Raw genomic sequence first — 21,200 nt, forward strand, 5'->3', positions numbered from 1 at the left:
GAATTTCAATGTTGGGCAACAGCTATAATATGTGATATGAAGGACGAAATAATGAAAGAAATACAACCTACAAAGCAAATGTTCAAAGGAGCTATCCTGCTTACTGCTGCAGGACTGATCAGTAAAATTTTGAGTGCTGGATACCGCATTCCCTTGCAAAATATAACCGGAGATATGGGTTTCTATATTTATCAGCAAATTTATCCTTTTTTAGGAATGGCTTTAATGTTGTCTTTATATGGTTTCCCGGCAGCAATCTCCAAATTGGTGGCAGAGGAAAGAGAGCGTGATTCTCCGCTTTCCTTCCGTTCTTTTTATGTGCCCGTCACCGTGTTATTAACCACCATCAATTTTGTATTGTTCGCCGTGCTGTTTGCTTTAGCCCCTCAGATGGCCGATGCCATGGGGGACAGTCGGTTGACAACCCCTCTACGGATTGCATCCCTGCCGTTTTTACTTGTTCCGTTTTCCTCTATTGGCAGAGGAGTTTTCCAAGGTCAAAATGATATGAAGCCGACCGCTGTCTCACAGGTAGCTGAACAGGTGGTACGAGTGACGGTCATTTTAGTTGCAGCGTTCATCATGATGAACAAAGGAGATAATTTGTATGAAGTCGGGTCTGGAGCAGCCGCAGGGTCATTGTTGGGGGCATGTGCCGCTGTACTGGTACTGTTGGTGCTGTTCCTTCGCCAGCGCCCTTGGCAGCTTTCTCGATCTGCTTCTTCTGTTCCCTGGAAGAAGTATATCCGGACGATTCTGCTCTATGGTATGTTTATCTGCATAAATTACATGATGTTTTTGCTGATCCAATTTGCTGATGCTTTTACACTGGTTCCGAATTTACAGGAATATGGAATGACCCGGCAGCAGGCGATGGAATGGAAAGGCGTTTTTGACAGAGGCCAGCCGCTAGTTCAATTGGGGACAGTGTTAGGTTCCTCGCTGGCTCTGGCACTGGTGCCTACGGTAACAAAAAAACAGCTGGAACAGCGGCCAAATGAACTGGCCGAACATGTGAAAAGTACCTGGAATTTCAGTTTGCTGCTTTCAGCCGGGGCAACCGCGGGTTTGATTGCTATATTTCCTTACGCGAATGTTCTATTATTTGAGGATAATACCGGGACAGGCAGTCTGCAAATTTTAGCGCTGTCCATCTTATTTACTTCACTCGCCCTGACCCTTTCTTCGATACTGCAAGGATTGGGGGATATCAGGCTGACAGCGGGTATTGTCTTGCTCGGTGTGTCTTGCAAATGGTTGATGAATGAGTTGCTTGTGCCGCTATGGGGGATTGCCGGAAGTGCTGCTGCAACCGTGGCAGGGGTCACGATCATTTTGTGTTTGAATTACTGTCAGTTAAAGCGAAGACTTCCAGATCTACGCCTGCTTCAGTTAAGGTGGTCTTCTTTTGTCTTCTCGCTTGCCGGCATGGTCTTATTTCTTTATGGATTGCACAAAACCCTCGGGGGGCTGATTATTGGAGGGCCAAGAGTAGACTATGTAGCTTATACGCTCATAGCCTGTTTCGGCGGGGCGGCTATCTACGTCTGCTTGTTGATCAGGCTCCATGCATTTACCGACAAAGAATTGGAAGCACTGCCGTTGGGCAATTATTTAACCGGTTTAAATAAAGGAGGAAATAAACATGGCTAACAACGTTGAAATCATTGGTTTGGGGGCAGGCGATATCAATCAGCTCCCTTTAGGGATTTATCGAAAACTGCAAGAACATGAGGGGAAAGTCTATGTGCGGACGCTTGATCACCCAGTAATCGATCAATTAAAACAAGAGGGTGTGTCGTTTGATTCTTTTGATGAAGTTTATGAAAAGAATCAGGATTTTTCTTCCGTGTATCAAGAAATTGCGGAAATGCTGGCGGAAGCTGCCGCGGAGCAAGATATCATCTACGCAGTCCCTGGGCATCCGATGCTTGCGGAAAAGACAGTTCAGTTACTTCTGGAAAACGATAATCTCCATGTGAGCGTGACCGGCGGCCAAAGCTACTTGGATGCCCTTTTTACTACGTTGCGTATCGATCCTATTGAAGGTTTCCAGTTTGTTGACGGCACCTCCTTTAAAAGAAGTGTGTTGGAATACCGTCATCACCTTGTTTTTTGCCAGGTGTACGATGCGTTTATTGCCTCGGAAATAAAGCTGACACTGTTGGAGGATCTTTCTCCGGAGCATCCTGTTACAATCGTGGAGGCTGCCGGCAGCAGCCAGGAAAAAGTGATGACCATCCCGCTGGTGGAACTGGATCAGTCATCCCGTTTGAGCAATTTGACTAGTGTTTATGTAGCACCTGTACCGGATACAGAATTGAACCACCAATTTTTCCGGTTGAGGGAAGTGATTGCACAATTAAGAGGTCCAAATGGATGCCCTTGGGATAAGAAGCAAACACATCAATCGCTGCGGCAGTATTTATTGGAAGAAGCTTATGAGTTCATCGAAGCGGTTAATGCCGAAGATGATGATGCCATGATCGAGGAAATCGGGGATGTACTGCTCCAGGTAATGCTGCACAGTCAAATTGGAGAAGATGAAGGATTTTTCACCATCGATGACGTAATTAGTACATTGACCGAAAAAATGATTCGCCGTCATCCGCATGTTTTCGGAGAAGCCGTTGCCGATACAGCAGAACAAGTGATGGATAACTGGCAGAAAATAAAAGCGGAAGAGAAGCAGGGTGTGCCATCCTTGCTAAGTGGAGTTCCAAAAGAATTGCCGCAGCTTACCGCTGCCGAGGAACTGCAAAAGAAGGCTGCAAAAGTGGGATTTGACTGGGGCAGTTCGGAGCCGATTTGGGAGAAACTCCATGAAGAACTGGAGGAGTGGCGAGAGGCGGTCGAAGAAAAAGAAACCATGGAAATCGAAAAAGAATTTGGAGATTTCTTATTTGCTATTGTGAATCTTGCCCGCTATTATAAAATCAACCCGGAACTTTCTTTAAACCGGACGAATACCAAGTTTCGCGACAGGTTTGCCTATATAGAAAAACAAACGGCTTTAAGCGGTAAGAATATGGGCGATATGACCCTCGAGGAATTGGATCATTATTGGAATGAAGCAAAGAAAATGGAATAACAATATATAGAAGGAAGTGACGAAGCTAGATGCGATTAGATAAGTTTCTTAAAATATCAAGGTTGATCAAGCGCCGGACATTAGCCAAGGAGGTCGCCGATCAAGGACGAATCACGATAAACGGCAATCAGGCTAAGGCAGCTTCGAATGTGGCAGTAGGAGATGAATTGACGATTCAGTTCGGCCAGAAGCTATTGACCATCCAGATTGATTCCTTACGGGAGGTCGTGAGGAAAGATGAAGCTGCTTCTCTGTATACCGTAAAAAAAGAAGAAGCAGTAAACTAAAAAAAACAGCAGCCCTCCGGAAAAACCGGTGGCTGCTGTTTTTATTTTTAGTTAGTCTTCCAATGCATCGACCACTTTTTCGGCAGTGCTTTTGCTTGATTGTGGGTTTTGACCTGTCACTAAATTTCCATCACGGACAGAATGATCTGTCCAGTTTTTTGCTGCTTCAAATACTGCCCCTTTTTCACGCAGTTTCGTCTCGAGCAAGAAAGGCATGTGTTGGTCCAACTGCATTTCTTTTTCTTCGGCGTCGGTAAATGCGGAAACCCTTTTGCCTTGTACAAGCGGTGTGCCATCTTTGTAGGTGACATTCACGAGTCCGGCTGGACCGTGGCATACAGAACCGATGATATTACCTTGTTCTGCGAATTGCTGTAGAACATACAAGAGGGTTTCATTGTCCGGAAAGTCGAACATCGTGCCATGGCCACCCGGAAGGAAAATTGCGTCGAAACCTTCGGCGTCTTCCTTGCTGAGCTTGGCGGTATCCTTTAACACCTCTTCGGCCTCTGCCCAATCAGGGCTTTTTTCGTCAATGCTGTTAGGGTCCAGGGCTACTTCCCCGCCAGAAATACTGGTGACTTTCACTTCATATCCCTTTTCTTTAAATACTAAGTAAGGGACAGCAAATTCCTCCAACCATAATCCGGTTTTATGATCATCTGTTATAGTTGTGTGATTTGTTACCACCATTAGAACCTTTTTCGTCATCATGCCAACCTCCTAATACACTTACTTTTTCTAAAACAGGTTTATCTTATACCATGGAATCCTTTTCACCCAAATTTTTTGCTCTCTCGATTTTTCGGGCTGGGGACGGAGGTTTCATCCTCTTGTTTGTGGTAGACTATCGACAACTAACAAAAGGAGCGTGATGTTTTATGAGCATGGTATCGCTAATGACCAAAACAAGCAGCCAAACAATCAAGGAGGATGCAGCTGGCTAGCAGGCAGTCCTCCCAATAACAGGAGGAAATTATTTGTACAATTTACAAGCACTTGGATACAGGGAGTTTTTTGCAGGACAGCATGGCAGCAAGGAAGGGAAGGTTGGCCGGATTGCGACGGCTTCCAATGGTATTTATAAACTGTTTGCCGAAGATGGAGAGCTTAGGGCGCATTTGAGCGGAAGGTTTCATCATCTCGCAGAGCATACAAGGGATTATCCTTGTGTCGGGGATTGGGTACTATTTCAGGCGGTTGACGGGGAAGACAAGGGAATCATCCATGAAGTGTTACAAAGGAGCAGTTTGCTGTCAAGGCATGCTGCCGGACCAAAACAAGAAGAGCAGCTGATGGCCGCAAATGTCGATACCGTTTTCCTGGTCAATGCGCTGAATCAAGACTTCAATTTGCGCAGAATGGAACGTTATCTCATGCAAGTTTATGAAAGTGGCGCTTCCCCTGTATTTGTTCTGACAAAAAAGGATTTGTGCGGGGATAAGGAAACGGATGAAAAGGTCCAGGCTGTAGAGGAGATCGCATTCGGTGCGCCTGTCCTTGCAATTGATGCATTACATGAAGAAAGCCTGACGTCCTTAAATGGATACCTTCATGAGGGGAAGACCGTTTCTCTGCTCGGTTCATCAGGTGTCGGAAAGTCAACGTTGATCAATCGGCTGCTCGGCCGTGAGGTGCAGAAAACCCAAACGATCAGGGAAGAGGATGCGAAGGGTCGCCATACCACGACCCATCGCGAACTATTTCTGCTTCCAAGAGGCGGCGTGATTATCGACACGCCTGGTATGAGGGAACTGCAGCTTTGGTCCGGAGAAGATGCTGCCGGTGAAACCTTCCAGGATGTCGAAAGGCTGGCTGGACAATGCAAGTTTCGGGATTGCCGGCATGAACAGGAACCGGGTTGTGCCATCCAAAACGCGATTGAATCCGGCGAGCTTTCAGCTGATCGTTATAAAAGTTATGTAAAATTGCAGCGTGAAGCCAAATTCCTGGATTTGAAAGAAAAATACGGAGCACATCGTGCAGCCAGAATGCAGGTAGAAGGTTTGAAAAAAGGGACATGGTAAGCAACATTTATGGAAAAGTTCTGTAAGAGAATTCATGCAAGTACTGCAACTAGAGAGAATATAATAAAGGACGGAACATCCCGATTTTAATGGAAGGCTGTCTGTAATAGTCTTAGATGTGGAAGTTCGATTCGACATAATGTCTTCTTCAGCTTATTTACCTTTCAGTTGAAGAAGACATTTTTTCATATAACTCCCCGTCCATATACATAAGGATTTTCCATATCCTGCTGATGGAAAGGTTAAAGTAGATGGCATATTCACACTATCAAGGCTTACCACCGCATCTTCAAAAAAGGTACTTGGACCAGATATTAACAGGCTTCTTCGTCCCCTTTTTTATTGTATAGAAAATTAAAATTCACCTTTCTGTTGATAATGGGTGAAACAGACACGTCCAGCTCCAGCGCCTACCCCCTCGAGGTCTTAAGTCCACCCTCTGTGTGGCAAAGAGCGTCACGCCGAGGCTGTTCTTAAGCTTGTCGGGGGTGAGCAAGGCGCTTGCGCTTTTGGTCTGGCTTTTACTTCGACTGGTTTATTGTAGATGTTTTCTTTTCCGAAATAAAACCAAAAATATTTCTGACCCTCTTCGGCTATAATGGGAAATGGTCCGGTAAAGCCGACCGTATCTTTGTTTCCTACAATCTCGTAAGAACCTTCTTCACCACTTTCATATTCAACTGAATAATTAAAAGTTGAAGACATGTCCCAGTCATCTTCAGCCTTTGCCTTCTCATCCTCATTAGTGCTTTCTCGTACTTCATTTTCTTTCGAGGATTCATCATTTGGGTGAGAAGTACAAGCGTTCCATGTCCCTATTGTCAGAAACAGAGATAAAAACAGGATACGTTTTTGCAAACAGCACACACCCTTTCCCCATTTATTTGTAATCATTTTACCAAAATAAAAACTTTGTAAGCGGAAATTGTGTACATGACACCTTTTCTTAGCATTTTTGCCCAGGCTTACGTACGTAAGAGGGAATATTTAAATGTACTTCTATTTAAAAGTCTAATAAAACTCGGAAAAACTTGCACCTGTAATAGGTAATTTGTCTGGACGTGTTCTATGCCTGTCCCTCCTTTCATACACTTATAACGATAAAGGGAGGGCTGTACAATGAATTATTATGAAAAAGATCCTTCAGTTCGTGCTCCTCAGGCGGAACACCATATCAAAATGAATAATAGAAGGAATTTGGAAATAACGGGTGTCAAGGAAGTCGATAGCTTCGACAATGAAGAGTTCCTTTTACAGACAGTCATGGGTTACTTGATTGTCCGCGGAGAAAACCTTCAGATGAAAAACCTTGATGTCGGAGAAGGAAATGTTGCGATCAAAGGGAAAATCTTCGAGCTTTCTTATTTGGACGAACATAATGGAGAGAAGGCTAAAGGATTCTTTAGCAAGCTGTTCAAATGACTCTCTCTGTCCAATTCGCCGCGATTTTAATCATGGTGGCGGGAGGGATATACATTGGTGCTGCCATTGATACCTTCCGCCGGTTTGAAAGAAGTTGGAAGCACCGTGTTCTATTTTCTTATGGAATGGAAATCGGGTTTTGGCTGCTCCAGACATTGATCCTATTTTATTTATTATACAAAGTAAATCAGGGAGAATTGCGTTTTTATATTTTTTTGGCGCTTTTGTGCGGTTTTGCGACTTACAAGGCACTATTCGAGCATCTTTACCGCCGTTTGTTGGAACAAGTGATCCGTTTCATCGTCGCGGTTCATCGTTTTTTCACCCGTTTATTCAAAAGCTTGATCATCCAGCCGATTATTTGGCTCTTCCGTCTGTTGCTTATGCTTCTGTCCGGAATCGGAGCAGTTTTATTATGGCTGCTTACGGTAATAGGAAAGATATGTGTGTTCCCATTCCGGCTTCTTTTTAAAATGATATGGATGCTGCTTCCGAAGCCAGTAAAAAAATACTTACACAAACTTGCAGGATTTTATAGTAGAATAAAGAATATGTTAAGAAAATGGCGGCAGTTTATGCACAAAAGAAGGAGGTAGCTGAGTAAGTGGCAAGAAGAGAAAAATCCGTGGCAAAAATTGATTCTCCTTATATGAAGCAATATGATGCCCAAGTAGAAAGACAAAAGAAAAAAAAGAAGCGACTTTTCCGCCGATTGCTGCTATTCTCTATCGTGGTAGTTGTCGTTGTAGGCGGATTGGCAGCCTACCAGGTTAAACAACGATCGTTATATGCAGAAAAGCAGGAGCAGTATCAGAAGCTGGAAAGGAAAATGACTTCTCTTAAAGAAGATGAAAAAGACCTCCAGGAAGAAATCCGGTTACTTCAAGATGAAGATTATGTGTTGGAAATCGCCAGGACGAATTACTTTTTCTCAAATAAAGGAGAAATAATCTTCGAACTTCCGGAGGAGGAGCCATCTTATTGACACGCATTTTACAGCTTATATATAATATATAAGTAGGATACTTTTAAAATTCTAAGGAGGAGCATTTTTTTTATGTCAATCGAAGTAGGCAGCAAGTTGCAGGGTAAGGTAACAGGAATCACTAATTTTGGGGCTTTCGTTGAACTGCCTGGTGGTTCAACCGGCTTGGTTCATATTAGTGAAGTTGCCGATAACTATGTTAAAGATATTAATGAACATTTAACGGTTGGAGACGAAGTAACGGTTAAAGTCATTAATGTCGAGAAGGATGGCAAAATTGGATTGTCGATCAAGAAAGCAAAAGACAATCCGAATGCCGGGCGCCGCAAAAATAATCATAAAAGTAATAATAACCGCGACCGCACGGAAACTTTTGAATCCAAAATGAACCGTTTCTTGAAAGATTCAGAAGACCGTTTGGCTTCTATCAGAAAGAATACCGAGTCTAAACGCGGAGGTCGAGGTGCAAAAAGATAAAACTTGCTGTCTATCGAGAGAGCTGTTAAATGAACTCTGTTACTAATATAAAAAACGGATGCCATGCTTGAATGTATGGCATCCGTTTTTATTATTAGGGTTTTTGTCTCCTATCTTGTTGCATGTTAGTCGCCGTTGATAGAAAATGCGCAGTAACTGTAATGTCCTATTCAAAAAGCGTGCTAACCAACGCTTCGGCAGCATACTTCACTTTCCGCGGGCACGGCTTCAGCTAACTAGGTAAAAAAAAACCGCTTTACCTAGTGGATCTTCAGCTCGCGCTGTTCCCGCTGGAGTCTACGCATGCTACCTGCACTTGAAGCATGCTGTTTATCGCAAGCCTAGAGACTTTTTCTTTGAGTCCCAAAAGCCATCTTAAAGCTGTTCCTAGCGAAGAAAATACCCGGAGACTCCCGCGGGAGGAAAGGCCTCGGTGAGATCCCGCAGAGCGTCAGCCCGAGGAAGCTCACCAGCCGCCCGCGGAAAGCGCAGGGTATTTTCGCAGCGTCGAATTCCAACTCAACAAAAGTAAGAAGTCAGGAAGACGCATCCAAACTATGTCGCAGTTTACAGGTTTTATGAAAAAACGCGTGCTTTGAGAAGCCTTATTATACATAAAAAAAGGCGGCCCAAGGGCCACCTTTTCTGTGTGATAGCGGCGGAGGGGATCGAACCCCCGACCTCACGGGTATGAACCGTACGCTCTAGCCAGCTGAGCTACACCGCCACAAAAAATAGAAAAACATTTTGTCCTCTGTTGTTGAGGCACAAGTGATATAATACAATAGCATTACGAGACTGTCAACAAAAAAATAAGAAATGTGTTTTTTAAAAGGACTGAAAAGCAAGAGCAGCACATGAAGAGAACGGGGGAACCGAAGGATGATTTGCTTAGTAAGGCATGGGGAAACGGATTGGAATTTACAAGGGCGGTTACAAGGAGAAACGAATATTCCTTTAAATGAAACAGGGATCCAGCAGGCAAAGGAATGCAGGGATTATTTTAAAGATATGCACATGGACAGGATTATAACAACACCTTTGATAAGAGCGCAGAAGACTGCAGAAATTATCAATGAAAACTGGCAGAAGCCGATTGAAATCATGGAAGCTTTCAAAGAAAGGTCCTTTGGAGAAGCAGAGGGGATGCCCATGGAAGAACGGAACAGGCTGTATCCTAACCGGAATTATCCCGGTCAGGAGCCGCTTGATGCATTTCGGGAACGAGTCATGAAGGGCATCGAGGAGGTTTCCAAAAAGTATATGGAAGAAGAATTATTGCTGGTAGCCCATGGGGGAGTAATCAATGTAATCTTGTCCACTGTCTCGAATGGAAAAATCGGGACAGGAAAAACCAAATTGATCAATGCGTGCATTAGTAATATTGAATTATTGAAAGAAGGATGGAAGGTTCACAACTATAACCAAATTGATCATCTTTCCCACTATACAAGTAAATAACGACATCCTTTTCATTCTGAAAAAGAACTTGCAGGGAGAAAAGCATGGACACAAAAGCAAAAACCGAACGATTGAATCGTTCGGTTTTATGGTGGTCACTATGCTTTTGTCGTGAGCCCCGTTCTTACTTTTGAGGAGTAGGAGTTTGGTTAGCCGATACTGCTGATTGGATTGACTCCTTATTCTGTTCTGCTTCCATTTCGTCTGCCGGACGTACTTGCTTTAAGAAAAAGGACAAAGCAAAGCCGATTACGGCAAACACGGTTGCAACCATGAAGGAATCATTGATCCCTTCGATTGTAGCGTGCTGGAATGCATACATTTGCTGGTTTGCCGCATCGTTTGGCAAGAAATCTCCCATGTGTGCTGTACGCTGATTACTCATAACCGTTACAAGGAATGCTGTACCGATTGCACCGGAAACTTGCCGCAATGTGTTAGCCATTGCAGTTCCGTGAGAGTAATAACGTCTTGGCAACTGGTTCAAACCAGCAGTCATGATCGGCATCATGATCATGGAAATCCCGATCATCCGGGCACTGTAGATAATCATCATGTGCATATAGGATGTAGAATCCGTTAAGTCGGTGAAAAAGAATGTCATGACTGCCGTAATTGCCAAACCGACCAGTGCCAGCGGGCGGGCCCCGATTTTGTCGAAGAGCTTCCCGGTGATCGGTGACATGATCCCTGAGATAATTGCCCCCGGAAGCAAAAGCAGACCGGATTCCAGCGGTGTAAAGCCGCGGACAATTTGTAAATATAAAGGAACAAGAATCATGGAAGCGAACATTGCCATGGTCACGACCACATTGATAATGGTGGTGAGCGTGAACATGTTGTATTTAAAAACCCGGAATTCAAGCATCGGATTGCTCAACCGAAGCTGACGGATCACAAAAATTATCATCGCCACACCGCCTACTGCAAGGGAAGCAATGACTTCTGTTTCTCCCCAGCCGTTGTTTCCTGCTGTACTAAAGCCATATAACAAACCGCCGAATGCGAAAGTAGACAGGATGATGGACGATATATCCACTTTGGGATTACTAAGCTTCGTGACATTCCGCAATAAGAAGAATGCCAAAATAACATCGATCACTGCGATGGGCAATACGATAAAGAACAATAATCGCCAAGAGTAGTTTTGTACAATCCAACCGGACAATGTAGGCCCGATCGCCGGCGCGAACATCATCGCCAGACCGATAAGACCCATGGCGCTTCCCCGTTTTTCCAAAGGGAACAGGCTCAGAATGACATTTGTCAGAAGAGGCATCATAATCCCGGCGCCGGCCGCTTGTACGACACGTCCGATCAAAATTAAAAAGAAACTAGGTGATATCCCGCAGATCAACGTACCTAGCGCAAACAAACTCATCGCTGTCAGGAATAATTTACGGGTGCTGAATTTCTCCATTAAGAAACCTGTAACCGGGATGAGAATTCCGTTTACCAGCATAAAGACGGTGGTCAGCCACTGAGCTGTATTTTCCGTAATATCCAAGTCTACCATCATCACAGGCAGGGCGATGTTCATTAATGTCTGGTTAAGAATAGCCACGAATGCTCCAAGCACCATAATAAAAATAATCGGCCCTTTCGCAACTTGTGACGCTTCTATAAAAGCTGTTCTATCTTTCACTTTCATTCATCTCCGTTATCTGAAATTTTATTTAAAATAAGACTGTGCAGCTCGACGAGTTTTTCAACGTCCTGGTCGTTTATCTCTTTTAGACCTTCCATTCTTTCCAGGTAGCTTTTATACGATTCCTTTTTCTTTTTCACGCCCGCCTCGGTAAGCGTCAAAACAATGGCACGGCGATCTTGTTCTGATCTGGTTCGTTCTACATAACCAGCCTTGACCAATCGTTCGACAGTACCGCTGATCGTGCTTTTGCTATTGTTTAATTTATTGGCTATTTCGACAAGACCGAGCTCAGGCTGTTCCTCCAGCAACTTCATGATCTGCAGTTGCAGAGTGGTAACCCCTAAATCATTGGCATTGTGCCACATCTGTTTATAGAAGGCTTTGCTCACTTCCCGGAAAGAAGTAATGATGCTTTCTATTTTTTTGTTTTCCTGCAAATCTACCTCTCCTTTACGCTATCCCTTCCTGCAATTAAGAGGGCAATTTAGTTCATATACGAACAATTAGCACAAGAACTATTATAATCTTTTTAGAGGAAAAAGCAATAGAATAAAAGCAAAAAATAAAAGTAAACGCCTTCATGACGGCGTTTACCATTGGGGTAGGAAAATCAAGGTCCTGCAAAGGATTGTGTTTGTATATGCTTATGGTTCGAGAAAAGGAGGTTCAAGAAACCCCAAATTGCAAACGGATAAATCGACAGCATGTTGAGAGCTTGTTTAGATTTTATGTTGAAAATCGCTCTCATCACTGGAATGACGTCGAAGACTTTTTTTGATTTGACCCGTTGTTTTGACAAAAAAAAGAGACGGGATGTGTTTAAATAAACAACACGAAGGAGTGGTGTTTAATGATGGAGACGGCTGAAAGACAGCAAACGAAGCCAATATCATATAAGAAGGCTTTGGAAAATGCAAAGCGTAAGATGGGAGATAAGACGAAGTTATTGTTATTGGAAAAAGGATGGCTGCTCTTGTTCGTCGGTTTCTTGCTAGGACGAGCTATTGTGTTATCTACTATGTCGCCCTTTGCCCTTTCATTCCTCGCTTCAGTTTGGTTTGTTCGAAAGGACAAGTCCTTTCCTGTCATGTTGGCAGTTCTGGCGGGAGCATTCAGTTTAGGGTTGCATCATGGATTGTTCACCCTCATGGCAATGATGATGTTCATTTTCACCGCAGCAGTTTTTAAAAATGTCAAGCACCAACAAAAGCTGCTGCCGCTGCTCGTGCTTATATCCAGTATGATGCCACGGGTATTCAGCTTTTCCTTGTTAAACCAACTGACTGCCTACGAATGGATGCTTGCCGTGGTGGAAGGGATCCTTGCTGCTGTGCTTGTTCTTATATTTATGCAAAGTGTGCCTTTATTATCACCAAAAAGGTACAAACCTGCTCTGAAAAACGAAGAAATCGTCTGCATGATCATTTTACTCGCTTCGATATTGACCGGAACCATCGGGTGGGAGATTCAGGGGGCATCAATCGAACAAATAACTTCCCGCTATTTGGTGTTGCTGCTTGCCTTTGTCGGAGGTGCTGCCATCGGATCGACTGTTGGGGTGGTGGCAGGATTGATTTTAAGCTTGGCCAACGTTGCAAGTCTTTACCAGATGAGTTTGCTTGCTTTTTCCGGTCTGCTTGGAGGGTTGCTGAAGGATGGAAAGAAGGTGGGCGTCAGTATTGGTCTGATTGTCGGAACCTTGCTCATCGGGATATATGGAAAAGGGGTCGAGGCGTTGCTCCCATCCCTGTTGGAAACGTTCATCGCCGTGCTTTTGTTTATTTGTACACCTCACAGTTGGGTGAAAAGGCTTTCCCGCTACATACCTGGGACGATGGAACATTCCAAAGAGCAGGAACAGTATATGCAAAAGGTGAGAGATGTCACAGCCAACCGAGTGGAACAGTTCTCCAACGTTTTTCAGGCGTTGTCTAGAAGCTTTGTTCAACAGCAGCAGACACCGCCGGAAGAAGAATATATAAAAGAAACGGATTATTTTTTGAGCAATGTTACCGAAAAGACATGCCAATCCTGCTTCAAAAAGGACCGCTGTTGGGCGGCGAACTTTGATAAAACCTATGGTCTGCTTACAGAAGTGAAAAATGATATGGAAACGGGTGGAGGCCCTAATAAAATATTGCAGCGGAATCTGGAAGATCATTGTGTCAAATCTGCAAAAGTAATAGAGACGATGCGTCACGAGCTATCCTTTTATGAGGCGAATCAAAAATTAAAAAAGCAAGTGAGCGAAAGCAGGCGGTTTGTGGCTGACCAACTACTGGGCGTGTCGGAAGTCATGGACGATTTTGCCAAGGAAATCATGAAAGAACGGGAGAACCATGAACACCAGGAAACGGAAATAGCTGCAGCCCTTAAACAGCTGGGCATGGAAATTGAAAAACTCGACATTTTCAGTGTAGAAAAAGGCAATATCGATATTGAGATGCATCTTACCTTTTCCCAATATCATGGCGAAGGTCCAAAGTTGATCGCTCCGATGCTGTCCGACATTTTACAGGAAACAGTGGTGGTCAAGGAAGAAGACATCTCGCCGTTTCCTAATGGAGAATGCTTCCTGGCGTTCGGATCTGCTAGAAAATATGCAGTCGAAACAGGGGTGGCCCATGCTGCCAAAGGTGGCGGATTGGTATCAGGGGACAGTTACTCCACAATTGAACTTGGAGCAGGAAAGTATGCGTTGGCGATTAGCGATGGCATGGGTAACGGGGAACGGGCTCATGAGGAAAGCACAGAAACACTCCGTTTGCTTCAGCAGATACTGCAATCCGGGATACAAGAGCAAATCGCCATCAAGTCCATCAATTCCATTCTCTCACTGCGAACGAGCGAAGAAATATTCTCCACGTTGGATTTGGCAGTCATCGATTTACATGACGCAGCGGTCCGGTTTTTGAAAATCGGATCAACCCCCAGCTTTATCAAAAGGGGTAATACGATGCACAAAATCGAAGCGAGCAATTTGCCGATTGGTATCATTCGCGAGTTTGACGTAGAGGTCGTCACGGAACAATTAAAGCCGGGCGATGTATTGATTATGATGAGTGACGGGATATTTGAAGGGCCCAAGCATGTAGAAAACGTGGATGTTTGGTTGAAAAGAAAAATCAAAGAAATGGAGACAGATAGCCCGCAGGAAATCGCCGATTTGTTATTGGAAGAGGTAGTTCGCAACCGCGCGGGAGAAATAGAGGATGATATGACTGTTTTAGTGACAAAAGTAGATATCAATAAGCCGAAGTGGGCAGCATTTCCTGCATATCAGCAACATGCATGAAAGGTTTTGTTCCTTTTTGCAGGTATATTTTTCCTCCAAACGTCGAAAATGGTGATAATGAATGCAAATGAAACCGCCCCAGTCAGAACCAAACATATACCAGTAGGATGGATATTCGAGGAGGAGTAGTTTTATGAAAAAAGGAACATTAAAGCAAATCTTGCTGATTACCGATGGCTGTTCCAACAAAGGAGAGAACCCTTCGGCAGTAGCGGCCTTGGCTTTTGAACAGGGCATTACCGTGAATGTGATTGGCGTATTGGAAGATAGTCAGACGGAACACGACAGTGGACTGCAAGAAGTGGAGGATATTGCGCTGTCTGGTGGCGGCGTCAGCCAAATCGTCTACCAACAAGTTTTGTCAAAAACAGTACAGGCCGTTACCAAACAAGCTATGACACAAACACTTCAGGGAGTGGTCAATCAGGAATTGCAACAAATCCTGGGTCCAAATCAAAGTCTGGAAGATTTACCCCCGGAACAAAGAGGGGAAGTCATGGAGGTTGTCGAGGATCTTGGCGAGACGTGCGATTTGGAAGTGCTTGTCCTGGTAGATACGAGTGCAAGCATGACGGACAAGCTTCCGACGGTTCAGGAAGCATTGTTCGATTTATCAGTCAGCCTGAATGCAAGGATTGGCAGAAATCGGTTCTCAATCTATGCTTTTCCGGGTAAGAAGACTGCAATAAACAAAGTGTTGGACTGGGCACCGCGGCTCGATTCTATATCCTCTGTTTTCCCTAAGCTTACTAGTGGCGGTATTACACCGACAGGACCAGCTTTGAAAGAGGCGATGTATCAATTTGGCAAGAAAAGCTTGCTAAGGAGCTTTAGAAATGAAAATCGATCAGACGTCGAAGAAGCGTGAGCATCCTCTCCCTCCAGGAACGATTATCTCGGGAAAGTGGCATAGAAACCAGTACAAAATTGTTAAAAAGCTGGGAAACGGAGCAGTAGGCACCGTTTATCTTTGCGATCATCAAGGAAATCGGGCTGCATTAAAAATAAGTTCCAGTGGTTCCTCCATCACCACCGAAGTGAATGTTTTGAAAACCTTAAAAAAGGTCCAGGGAAACGGCAGCCTTGGACCTTCTTTGTTGGATGTCGATGATTGGCTCCATCCTTCTGGTGCCAGATACTCTTTTTATGTCATGGAATATGTAAACGGTCAAGGGCTTGGCACCTTCATCCGTTTGAACGGAGATGATTGGCTGGGTACTTTCATGATGCAGCTGTTAGGAGATTTAGAGCACCTGCACCGATCAGGTTGGGTGTTCGGCGATTTAAAGACGGAGAACTTGCTGGTCGCCTCCTCTCCGCCAAGAGTCAGGTGGATCGATGTAGGCGGAACGACACAAATCGGTAGATCCATTAAGGAATATACGGAATTTTATGATCGAGGCTACTGGAATATGGGCAGTCGAAAGGCAGAACCATCCTATGATTTGTTTGCTTTGGCCATGGTGATGCTGCATGTTTATCACCCGGGGAGATTCGACAAAGGCAATCAACCGGAAAAAACTTTGATGAACAAACTAGGATCAACCAGGCAGTTGAAAAGATTCCAGGTTCCACTGAAAAAGGCGCTTAAAGGTACCTATACCTCCAGCAGTCAAATGAAACAAGAGATTGCCACCCTTCTTATGTACCGGCCGCAAACTTCCCCGAAAATGACCAGGGCAACTGCCAGAAAAGTGACTACAGCCAACCGGGATCGGTCCCTGTTGGAAAGCATCAGTATTTTAATTGCTGCAGGTCTGTTTTATTTATTTCATATTTTGTTAATCTAAACCATACCGCCTCTTTTGCAGTACAAAATCGGAAGTGATAGGATTAAAGTGGTTTGGACGAACAAAAGCGGAAGCGACCGGTCAACGGCGCAGGGAGTGGACTGAGCCGAAGGAGATAAAGGAAACACTGAGCGCAGCGAAGATGTTGACTTATTGACGGAGGTGAAGGAAGTCTTCGAGCCGTTGGGAGCTGGAGCTGGACGAACAAAAGCGGAAGCGACCGGTCAACGGCGCAGAAATTAATGGTTAGCCGGTAATGGAGTGGGGAATATGGAAACAAAAGTCAAAGAGTTAATTAAAAGAGAAAAGCTGCTTCATGAGGGGGCTACTGTTCTGGTGGGTGTCTCAGGGGGACCGGATTCACTCGCTTTGCTTCACATTTTAGCTTCGATGAAAGAAGAATGGAACCTTCGGCTGATTGCATTGACTGTTGATCATGGTTTAAGAGGGGATGAATCAAAACAGGATGTTGAATTTGTAAGAGGGATATGTAATTCGTGGAAGATCGAAATTGTTGAAACCTTTTTGGATGTGCCGGCGTATAAGAGAAAGGAAGGCACAGGCACCCAGCTTTCGGCGAGAAATCTGCGATATCAGTTTTTTGCCGAACAAATGGAAAAGTCCGGAGCTGAGTATCTTGCTTTGGGCCACCATGCCGACGACCAGGCGGAATCTGTTCTGATGGGTTTAACGCGGGGTGCGAATATTTCGGCATTGCAGGGTATCCCGATCAAGCGATCGTTCGCCGGCGGGATTATCATACGTCCTTTCATGAGTTCCTCCAGGGCTGAAATCGAGGATTATTGTGTGAAGCATGGGATGGTACCGAGAAGGGATCCTTCCAACGAAGAGGACGATTATACAAGGAATTATTTCCGCTTACACGTCCTCCCGCTTCTCAAAGCAAAAAATCCAAACTTCTTACAAACTGTTCGCAGGCTGAGTGATGCAGCAAGAAGCGATGAAACTTATTTGACCGAACAGGCAGAAAAACTTGTCCTTGCCCATGTAGAGTTCACAGAAGGTGATAAACAGGCGGCGTTTCAGATAGAAACCTTTGCCAAGTTCCCCATTGCTTTACAAAGGCGAGCCTTTCATCTAATATTGAATTATCTATACGATTCGACTTCACCTGACCTTTCATATGCCCATGAGGATCGATTCTTCAGCCTGATTTCAAGCAGTAAAGCAAACGCATCGGTAGATTTGCCCTTAGGATTGAAGATCATCAAGGCATACCATTCAATTACGTTTTCTTTTGCGGCCGAATTCGGCGGCAGCTATTACATAGTTTTGCAAGGCCCGGGCAGTGTCGAACTGCCTGACGGATCCATCCTGTCTGCTTCGGTTGTCTGTGAACCCTTGGAAGATTCCCGCTTTGCCATTACATATGATTTAGCCGGAATAAACTGGCCGTTGTCCATCCGTTCCCGAAAACCTGGAGATAAAATGAGGGTCAAAGGAATGAAAGGGACAAAAAAGATCAAAGATATCCTTATTGATGAAAAAATACCGATTGGCTTAAGAGAGGGTTGGCCGGTAGTCGAAGATGGAAAAGGCAATATTTTATGGCTGGCTGGATTAAGAAGTGCGGTTCTGCCTTCCGGTGGTCATGACGGCAAATTTCTGCGGTTGCATTACGAGAAGAACAGTAACATCTAGGAGGATCAGGAATGAATAACGATATCGAAAAAGTTCTGATTTCTGAAGAAGAAATCAAAGAAAAATGCCAGGAGTTAGGGGCACGTTTAACAAAGGAATATGAAGGGAAATTCCCATTGGCAGTCGGGGTGCTGAAGGGCGCGATGCCATTTATGTCAGATATACTCCGGGCAATGGATACTCACCTTGAGATGGACTTTATGGATGTTTCCAGCTACGGAGGAGAAACCAGATCATCCGGGGAAGTGAAAATCGTCAAGGATTTAGATACAAAGGTCGAGGGTAGAGATTTACTGATAATAGAGGATATCATCGACAGTGGATTGACGCTCAGTTACCTGGTTGATTTGTTTAAATACCGGAAGGCCAACTCGATTAAAATCGTTACACTCTTGGACAAACCCGAAGGCAGGAAGGTAGATATCAAGGCCGATGTTGTCGGATTCCATGTGCCGAATGAATTTGTGGTAGGCTATGGGTTGGACTACAAAGAGAAGTATCGCAATCTTCCTTATGTAGGAGTATTGAAGCCGAAGATTTACGGCGGTGAATAATCTTGTTTGATTGACAGGTATGACTGTCGAAATATTGACATATCTTAAAAGGGTAATCAGTTGTATTGGTCCTTTTTCATATGGTACTATTTACTATAGTTTTCTCGCTTGGGAGGAGGTAGGCAATGAACCGAATTTTTCGTAATGTCATTTTTTATTTCCTGATATTCCTGGTGGTAATCGGAATTGTCGGAGTATTTAATGGACAGAACAATCAAGAAACAGAATATAATGTCAATGAGTTTATGCAGAAATTGAACAATGGTGAAATTTCAGATATGACCATGCAGCCCTCTAATGGTGTTTATCGTATAACTGGAGAATTAACCGGCGAAGAAAACGAAACATTCATCACCAATGTTCCGGATAATCCTGACATCGTTGCCGGTATTACCGATACAGCAACCGACCAGGGGATACTGAATGTTGAAGAAGAGGAGCAACCAAGCGGATGGGTAACATTCCTTACCACGATGATTCCGTTTGTTATTATATTTATCTTATTCTTCTTCCTGTTAAATCAGGCGCAGGGCGGCGGCAGCCGAGTTATGAACTTCGGTAAAAGCAAAGCCAAGCTGTACAGCGAAGAGAAGAAGAAGGTCAGATTTAAAGATGTTGCAGGTGCCGATGAAGAGAAGCAGGAACTGGTAGAGGTCGTGGATTTCTTAAAGGATCCTCGTAAGTTTGCCAATATCGGGGCAAGAATTCCGAAAGGGGTTCTGTTGGTCGGCCCTCCGGGTACAGGTAAAACCTTGCTGGCACAGGCCGTTGCCGGAGAAGCTGGCGTGCCTTTCTTTTCCATCAGTGGTTCCGACTTCGTGGAAATGTTCGTAGGTGTCGGTGCTTCTCGTGTTCGTGATTTGTTTGAGAACGCTAAAAAGAATGCACCATGTATTATTTTTATTGATGAAATAGATGCAGTCGGCAGACAGCGTGGAGCTGGTGTCGGCGGTGGTCATGATGAACGTGAACAAACATTGAATCAGCTTCTTGTCGAGATGGATGGTTTCGGGGAAAACGAGGGCATTATCATAATCGCCGCCACAAACCGACCGGACATTCTCGATCCAGCCTTATTGCGTCCAGGGCGTTTCGACCGGCAAATCACTGTCGATCGGCCTGATCTTAAAGGCAGGGAAGAAGTACTGAAGGTTCATGCCAGAAACAAACCGCTGGATGATTCCGTTGACCTTAAAACGATTGCCATGCGGACACCAGGATTTTCCGGTGCCGATTTGGAAAACCTGCTTAATGAAGCGGCGCTTGTGGCTGCGAGAAGCGATAAACCGAAAATCGATATGCTTTCCGTAGATGAAGCAATTGACCGTGTCATTGCAGGACCTGCCAAGAAGAGCAGAGTCATTTCCGAGAAGGAACGAAATATTGTTGCCTACCATGAGAGTGGTCACACCATCATCGGAATGGTACTGGATGATGCAGACATGGTCCATAAAGTAACAATCGTACCACGCGGCCAGGCTGGTGGATATGCGGTCATGCTGCCGAGGGAAGATCGTTACTTCATGACAAAACCGGAATTGTTGGATAAAATCACCGGACTGCTAGGCGGCCGGGTTTCGGAAGAAATTATATTCGGCGAGGTCAGTACCGGAGCCCATAATGACTTCCAGCGTGCCACTAGTATAGCCCGTAAGATGGTTACCGAGTATGGCATGAGTGATAAGATCGGCCCGCTGCAATTTGGCAGCTCGGGTGGACAGGTATTCCTGGGAAGAGATATGCAGAACGAACCAACTTACAGTGATGCAATCGCTTATGAAATCGACCAGGAAGTACAGAACTTCATCAATCAGTGCTATGCACGTGCAAAAGAGATTCTGACGGAAAACAAGTCCAAGCTCGAGTTGGTAGCTAAAACCTTGCTGGAAGTGGAAACACTCGATGCCAGCGAGATAAAATCGTTATTTGAAGAAGGAAAAATGCCTGACAAAGTAGTTTCCGAGCAAGATGGAAATGTACAAGACCAGGATGAGAATTCCGAAACGAAGGATATGAAAGTGAATATCCAAACAAAATCAGAAGACGAAGCTTCTCATGACAATGCAGAAGACAATGCTCCTGACCAAAATAAAAATAACGATTGATAATTACGCCCTCTTTGAAGTGAGACAAAGAGGGCGTTTTTCTATACAAAACGGTTGGGCGCCTGTCAGGAGTCGAATGATGTGTATATGTCTACGAAATCGATTATAGTAAGTGGGTACGTGAATTTCTCTGCTGGATTCTGGTTTTTGTTTTAAAAGTGGGGAATACAAATACCGTACTGGTTTTAAGTATAATGAACAATCACCTATAAGCGGTGGGATATACAGACAGGGCTCGTTTACTGGCCCTTTTTTGGCTGGTTTGCCTGGTGAATGATTTGAGGTAGAGTTTCGTATGGGGCCCGTGGGTGGTGGTGACGGACCGCTTCCATCCCATCTATTCGGCCTTTAGTTCATTTGGTTTTTTAGCCGGACGCAAATATTTAAGCTTTA

General features: G+C 44.5%; 19 protein-coding genes and 1 tRNA gene. 15 read left to right on the forward strand and 5 right to left on the reverse strand.

Annotated elements, in window-relative coordinates; all coding sequences use genetic code 11:
* The first annotated feature begins 51 nt into the window (after positions 1 to 51).
* Genes F6X55_RS01960 through F6X55_RS01970 form a run of 3 tightly spaced genes read left to right on the forward strand, consistent with a single transcriptional unit; the run spans position 52 to position 3,378 of the window.
* Positions 52 to 1,653 carry a putative polysaccharide biosynthesis protein gene (locus F6X55_RS01960; RefSeq protein WP_161993044.1) on the forward strand — a complete coding sequence of 534 codons (1,602 nt, stop codon included), beginning with the start codon at positions 52 to 54 and terminating at the stop codon, positions 1,651 to 1,653.
* Positions 1,646 to 3,091, forward strand: a complete 1,446-nt coding sequence (gene yabN, locus F6X55_RS01965) for a bifunctional methyltransferase/pyrophosphohydrolase YabN (protein ID WP_153461758.1) — start codon at positions 1,646 to 1,648, stop codon at positions 3,089 to 3,091. The genes F6X55_RS01960 and yabN overlap by 8 nt, the downstream gene beginning before the upstream one ends.
* 29 nt (positions 3,092 to 3,120) lie before the next feature.
* Positions 3,121 to 3,378, forward strand: a complete 258-nt coding sequence (locus tag F6X55_RS01970; protein ID WP_026568993.1) for an RNA-binding S4 domain-containing protein — start codon at positions 3,121 to 3,123, stop codon at positions 3,376 to 3,378.
* Between the two features lie 51 nt (positions 3,379 to 3,429).
* Here F6X55_RS01970 and F6X55_RS01975 read toward each other — a convergent pair whose 3' ends face one another.
* Positions 3,430 to 4,089 carry a type 1 glutamine amidotransferase domain-containing protein gene (locus F6X55_RS01975; protein WP_153461760.1) on the reverse strand — a complete coding sequence of 220 codons (660 nt, stop codon included), beginning with the start codon at positions 4,087 to 4,089 and terminating at the stop codon, positions 3,430 to 3,432.
* A 269-nt stretch (positions 4,090 to 4,358) separates the two neighbouring features.
* Between F6X55_RS01975 and rsgA the strand changes: the two genes are divergently transcribed.
* A complete protein-coding gene (gene rsgA, locus F6X55_RS01980) occupies positions 4,359 to 5,405 on the forward strand; it encodes a ribosome small subunit-dependent GTPase A (protein WP_026568995.1) in 1,047 nt (348 codons plus the stop codon).
* A 456-nt stretch (positions 5,406 to 5,861) separates the two neighbouring features.
* On the opposite strand, the gene F6X55_RS01985 is transcribed toward rsgA, so the two are convergent.
* Positions 5,862 to 6,263 (reverse strand): hypothetical protein, encoded by a 402-nt coding sequence (locus F6X55_RS01985; RefSeq protein WP_153461762.1) that lies wholly within the window; start codon positions 6,261 to 6,263, stop codon positions 5,862 to 5,864.
* A gap of 261 nt (positions 6,264 to 6,524) precedes the next feature.
* Between F6X55_RS01985 and yabP the strand changes: the two genes are divergently transcribed.
* From yabP to F6X55_RS02005, 4 genes are all read left to right on the forward strand, one after another.
* Positions 6,525 to 6,827, forward strand: a complete 303-nt coding sequence (yabP, locus tag F6X55_RS01990; protein WP_026568997.1) for a sporulation protein YabP — start codon at positions 6,525 to 6,527, stop codon at positions 6,825 to 6,827.
* The gene (gene yabQ / locus F6X55_RS01995) at positions 6,824 to 7,423 is read left to right on the forward strand and encodes a spore cortex biosynthesis protein YabQ (protein WP_153461764.1); all 600 of its coding nucleotides are present in this window, start codon (positions 6,824 to 6,826) and stop codon (positions 7,421 to 7,423) included. Before yabP ends, yabQ begins: the two co-directional genes overlap by 4 nt.
* Positions 7,424 to 7,431: 8 nt before the next feature.
* Positions 7,432 to 7,812, forward strand: a complete 381-nt coding sequence (locus F6X55_RS02000) for an FtsB family cell division protein (protein WP_026568999.1) — start codon at positions 7,432 to 7,434, stop codon at positions 7,810 to 7,812.
* 72 nt (positions 7,813 to 7,884) lie between these two features.
* Positions 7,885 to 8,289: a S1 domain-containing RNA-binding protein gene (locus tag F6X55_RS02005; RefSeq protein WP_026569000.1), complete on the forward strand. Its 405-nt coding sequence runs from the start codon at positions 7,885 to 7,887 to the stop codon at positions 8,287 to 8,289.
* A 653-nt stretch (positions 8,290 to 8,942) separates the two neighbouring features.
* On the opposite strand, the gene F6X55_RS02010 is transcribed toward F6X55_RS02005, so the two are convergent.
* Positions 8,943 to 9,016, reverse strand: a tRNA-Met gene (locus F6X55_RS02010).
* A gap of 155 nt (positions 9,017 to 9,171) precedes the next feature.
* On the opposite strand from F6X55_RS02010, the gene F6X55_RS02015 reads away from it, so the two are divergent.
* A complete protein-coding gene (locus F6X55_RS02015; RefSeq protein WP_026569001.1) occupies positions 9,172 to 9,750 on the forward strand; it encodes a histidine phosphatase family protein in 579 nt (192 codons plus the stop codon).
* Positions 9,751 to 9,874: 124 nt separating this feature from the next.
* Here F6X55_RS02015 and F6X55_RS02020 read toward each other — a convergent pair whose 3' ends face one another.
* Positions 9,875 to 11,395 carry a DHA2 family efflux MFS transporter permease subunit gene (locus tag F6X55_RS02020; RefSeq protein WP_272914931.1) on the reverse strand — a complete coding sequence of 507 codons (1,521 nt, stop codon included), beginning with the start codon at positions 11,393 to 11,395 and terminating at the stop codon, positions 9,875 to 9,877.
* Positions 11,396 to 11,397: 2 nt separating this feature from the next.
* Positions 11,398 to 11,838, reverse strand: coding sequence for a MarR family winged helix-turn-helix transcriptional regulator (locus F6X55_RS02025; RefSeq protein ID WP_026770976.1), 441 nt, complete (start codon positions 11,836 to 11,838; stop codon positions 11,398 to 11,400).
* A gap of 413 nt (positions 11,839 to 12,251) precedes the next feature.
* Between F6X55_RS02025 and spoIIE the strand changes: the two genes are divergently transcribed.
* From spoIIE to ftsH, 6 genes are all read left to right on the forward strand, one after another.
* Positions 12,252 to 14,696: a stage II sporulation protein E gene (spoIIE, locus tag F6X55_RS02030; RefSeq protein ID WP_153461767.1), complete on the forward strand. Its 2,445-nt coding sequence runs from the start codon at positions 12,252 to 12,254 to the stop codon at positions 14,694 to 14,696.
* 133 nt (positions 14,697 to 14,829) lie between these two features.
* A complete protein-coding gene (locus tag F6X55_RS02035; protein WP_026770974.1) occupies positions 14,830 to 15,564 on the forward strand; it encodes a vWA domain-containing protein in 735 nt (244 codons plus the stop codon).
* Positions 15,533 to 16,486 carry a protein kinase domain-containing protein gene (locus tag F6X55_RS02040; RefSeq protein ID WP_026569006.1) on the forward strand — a complete coding sequence of 318 codons (954 nt, stop codon included), beginning with the start codon at positions 15,533 to 15,535 and terminating at the stop codon, positions 16,484 to 16,486. The genes F6X55_RS02035 and F6X55_RS02040 overlap by 32 nt, the downstream gene beginning before the upstream one ends.
* A 270-nt stretch (positions 16,487 to 16,756) precedes the next feature.
* Positions 16,757 to 18,148: a tRNA lysidine(34) synthetase TilS gene (gene tilS / locus F6X55_RS02045; protein WP_153461769.1), complete on the forward strand. Its 1,392-nt coding sequence runs from the start codon at positions 16,757 to 16,759 to the stop codon at positions 18,146 to 18,148.
* Between the two features lie 11 nt (positions 18,149 to 18,159).
* Positions 18,160 to 18,702 (forward strand): hypoxanthine phosphoribosyltransferase, encoded by a 543-nt coding sequence (gene hpt, locus F6X55_RS02050; RefSeq protein ID WP_026569007.1) that lies wholly within the window; start codon positions 18,160 to 18,162, stop codon positions 18,700 to 18,702.
* A 125-nt stretch (positions 18,703 to 18,827) separates the two neighbouring features.
* The gene (gene ftsH, locus F6X55_RS02055) at positions 18,828 to 20,807 is read left to right on the forward strand and encodes an ATP-dependent zinc metalloprotease FtsH (RefSeq protein WP_035426420.1); all 1,980 of its coding nucleotides are present in this window, start codon (positions 18,828 to 18,830) and stop codon (positions 20,805 to 20,807) included.
* Positions 20,808 to 21,200 lie beyond the last annotated feature (393 nt).

The sequence above is a fragment of the Sediminibacillus terrae genome (genome assembly GCF_009602435.1).
In the GTDB taxonomy this organism is placed as follows: Bacteria; Bacillota; Bacilli; order Bacillales; family Amphibacillaceae; genus Sediminibacillus; species Sediminibacillus terrae.

Bases quoted from the DNA above. Each gene is read 5' to 3' on its own strand.
- F6X55_RS01960 (WP_161993044.1), top strand. From the start codon at position 52: ATGAAAGAAATACAACCTACAAAGCAAATGTTCAAAGGAGCTATCCTG.
- yabN (WP_153461758.1), top strand. From the start codon at position 1,646: ATGGCTAACAACGTTGAAATCATTGGTTTGGGGGCAGGCGATATCAAT.
- F6X55_RS01970 (WP_026568993.1), top strand. From the start codon at position 3,121: ATGCGATTAGATAAGTTTCTTAAAATATCAAGGTTGATCAAGCGCCGG.
- F6X55_RS01975 (WP_153461760.1), bottom strand. From the start codon at position 4,089: ATGACGAAAAAGGTTCTAATGGTGGTAACAAATCACACAACTATAACA.
- yabP (WP_026568997.1), top strand. From the start codon at position 6,525: ATGAATTATTATGAAAAAGATCCTTCAGTTCGTGCTCCTCAGGCGGAA.
- yabQ (WP_153461764.1), top strand. From the start codon at position 6,824: ATGACTCTCTCTGTCCAATTCGCCGCGATTTTAATCATGGTGGCGGGA.
- F6X55_RS02005 (WP_026569000.1), top strand. From the start codon at position 7,885: ATGTCAATCGAAGTAGGCAGCAAGTTGCAGGGTAAGGTAACAGGAATC.
- F6X55_RS02015 (WP_026569001.1), top strand. From the start codon at position 9,172: ATGATTTGCTTAGTAAGGCATGGGGAAACGGATTGGAATTTACAAGGG.
- spoIIE (WP_153461767.1), top strand. From the start codon at position 12,252: ATGATGGAGACGGCTGAAAGACAGCAAACGAAGCCAATATCATATAAG.
- F6X55_RS02035 (WP_026770974.1), top strand. From the start codon at position 14,830: ATGAAAAAAGGAACATTAAAGCAAATCTTGCTGATTACCGATGGCTGT.
- F6X55_RS02040 (WP_026569006.1), top strand. From the start codon at position 15,533: ATGAAAATCGATCAGACGTCGAAGAAGCGTGAGCATCCTCTCCCTCCA.
- tilS (WP_153461769.1), top strand. From the start codon at position 16,757: ATGGAAACAAAAGTCAAAGAGTTAATTAAAAGAGAAAAGCTGCTTCAT.
- hpt (WP_026569007.1), top strand. From the start codon at position 18,160: ATGAATAACGATATCGAAAAAGTTCTGATTTCTGAAGAAGAAATCAAA.
- ftsH (WP_035426420.1), top strand. From the start codon at position 18,828: ATGAACCGAATTTTTCGTAATGTCATTTTTTATTTCCTGATATTCCTG.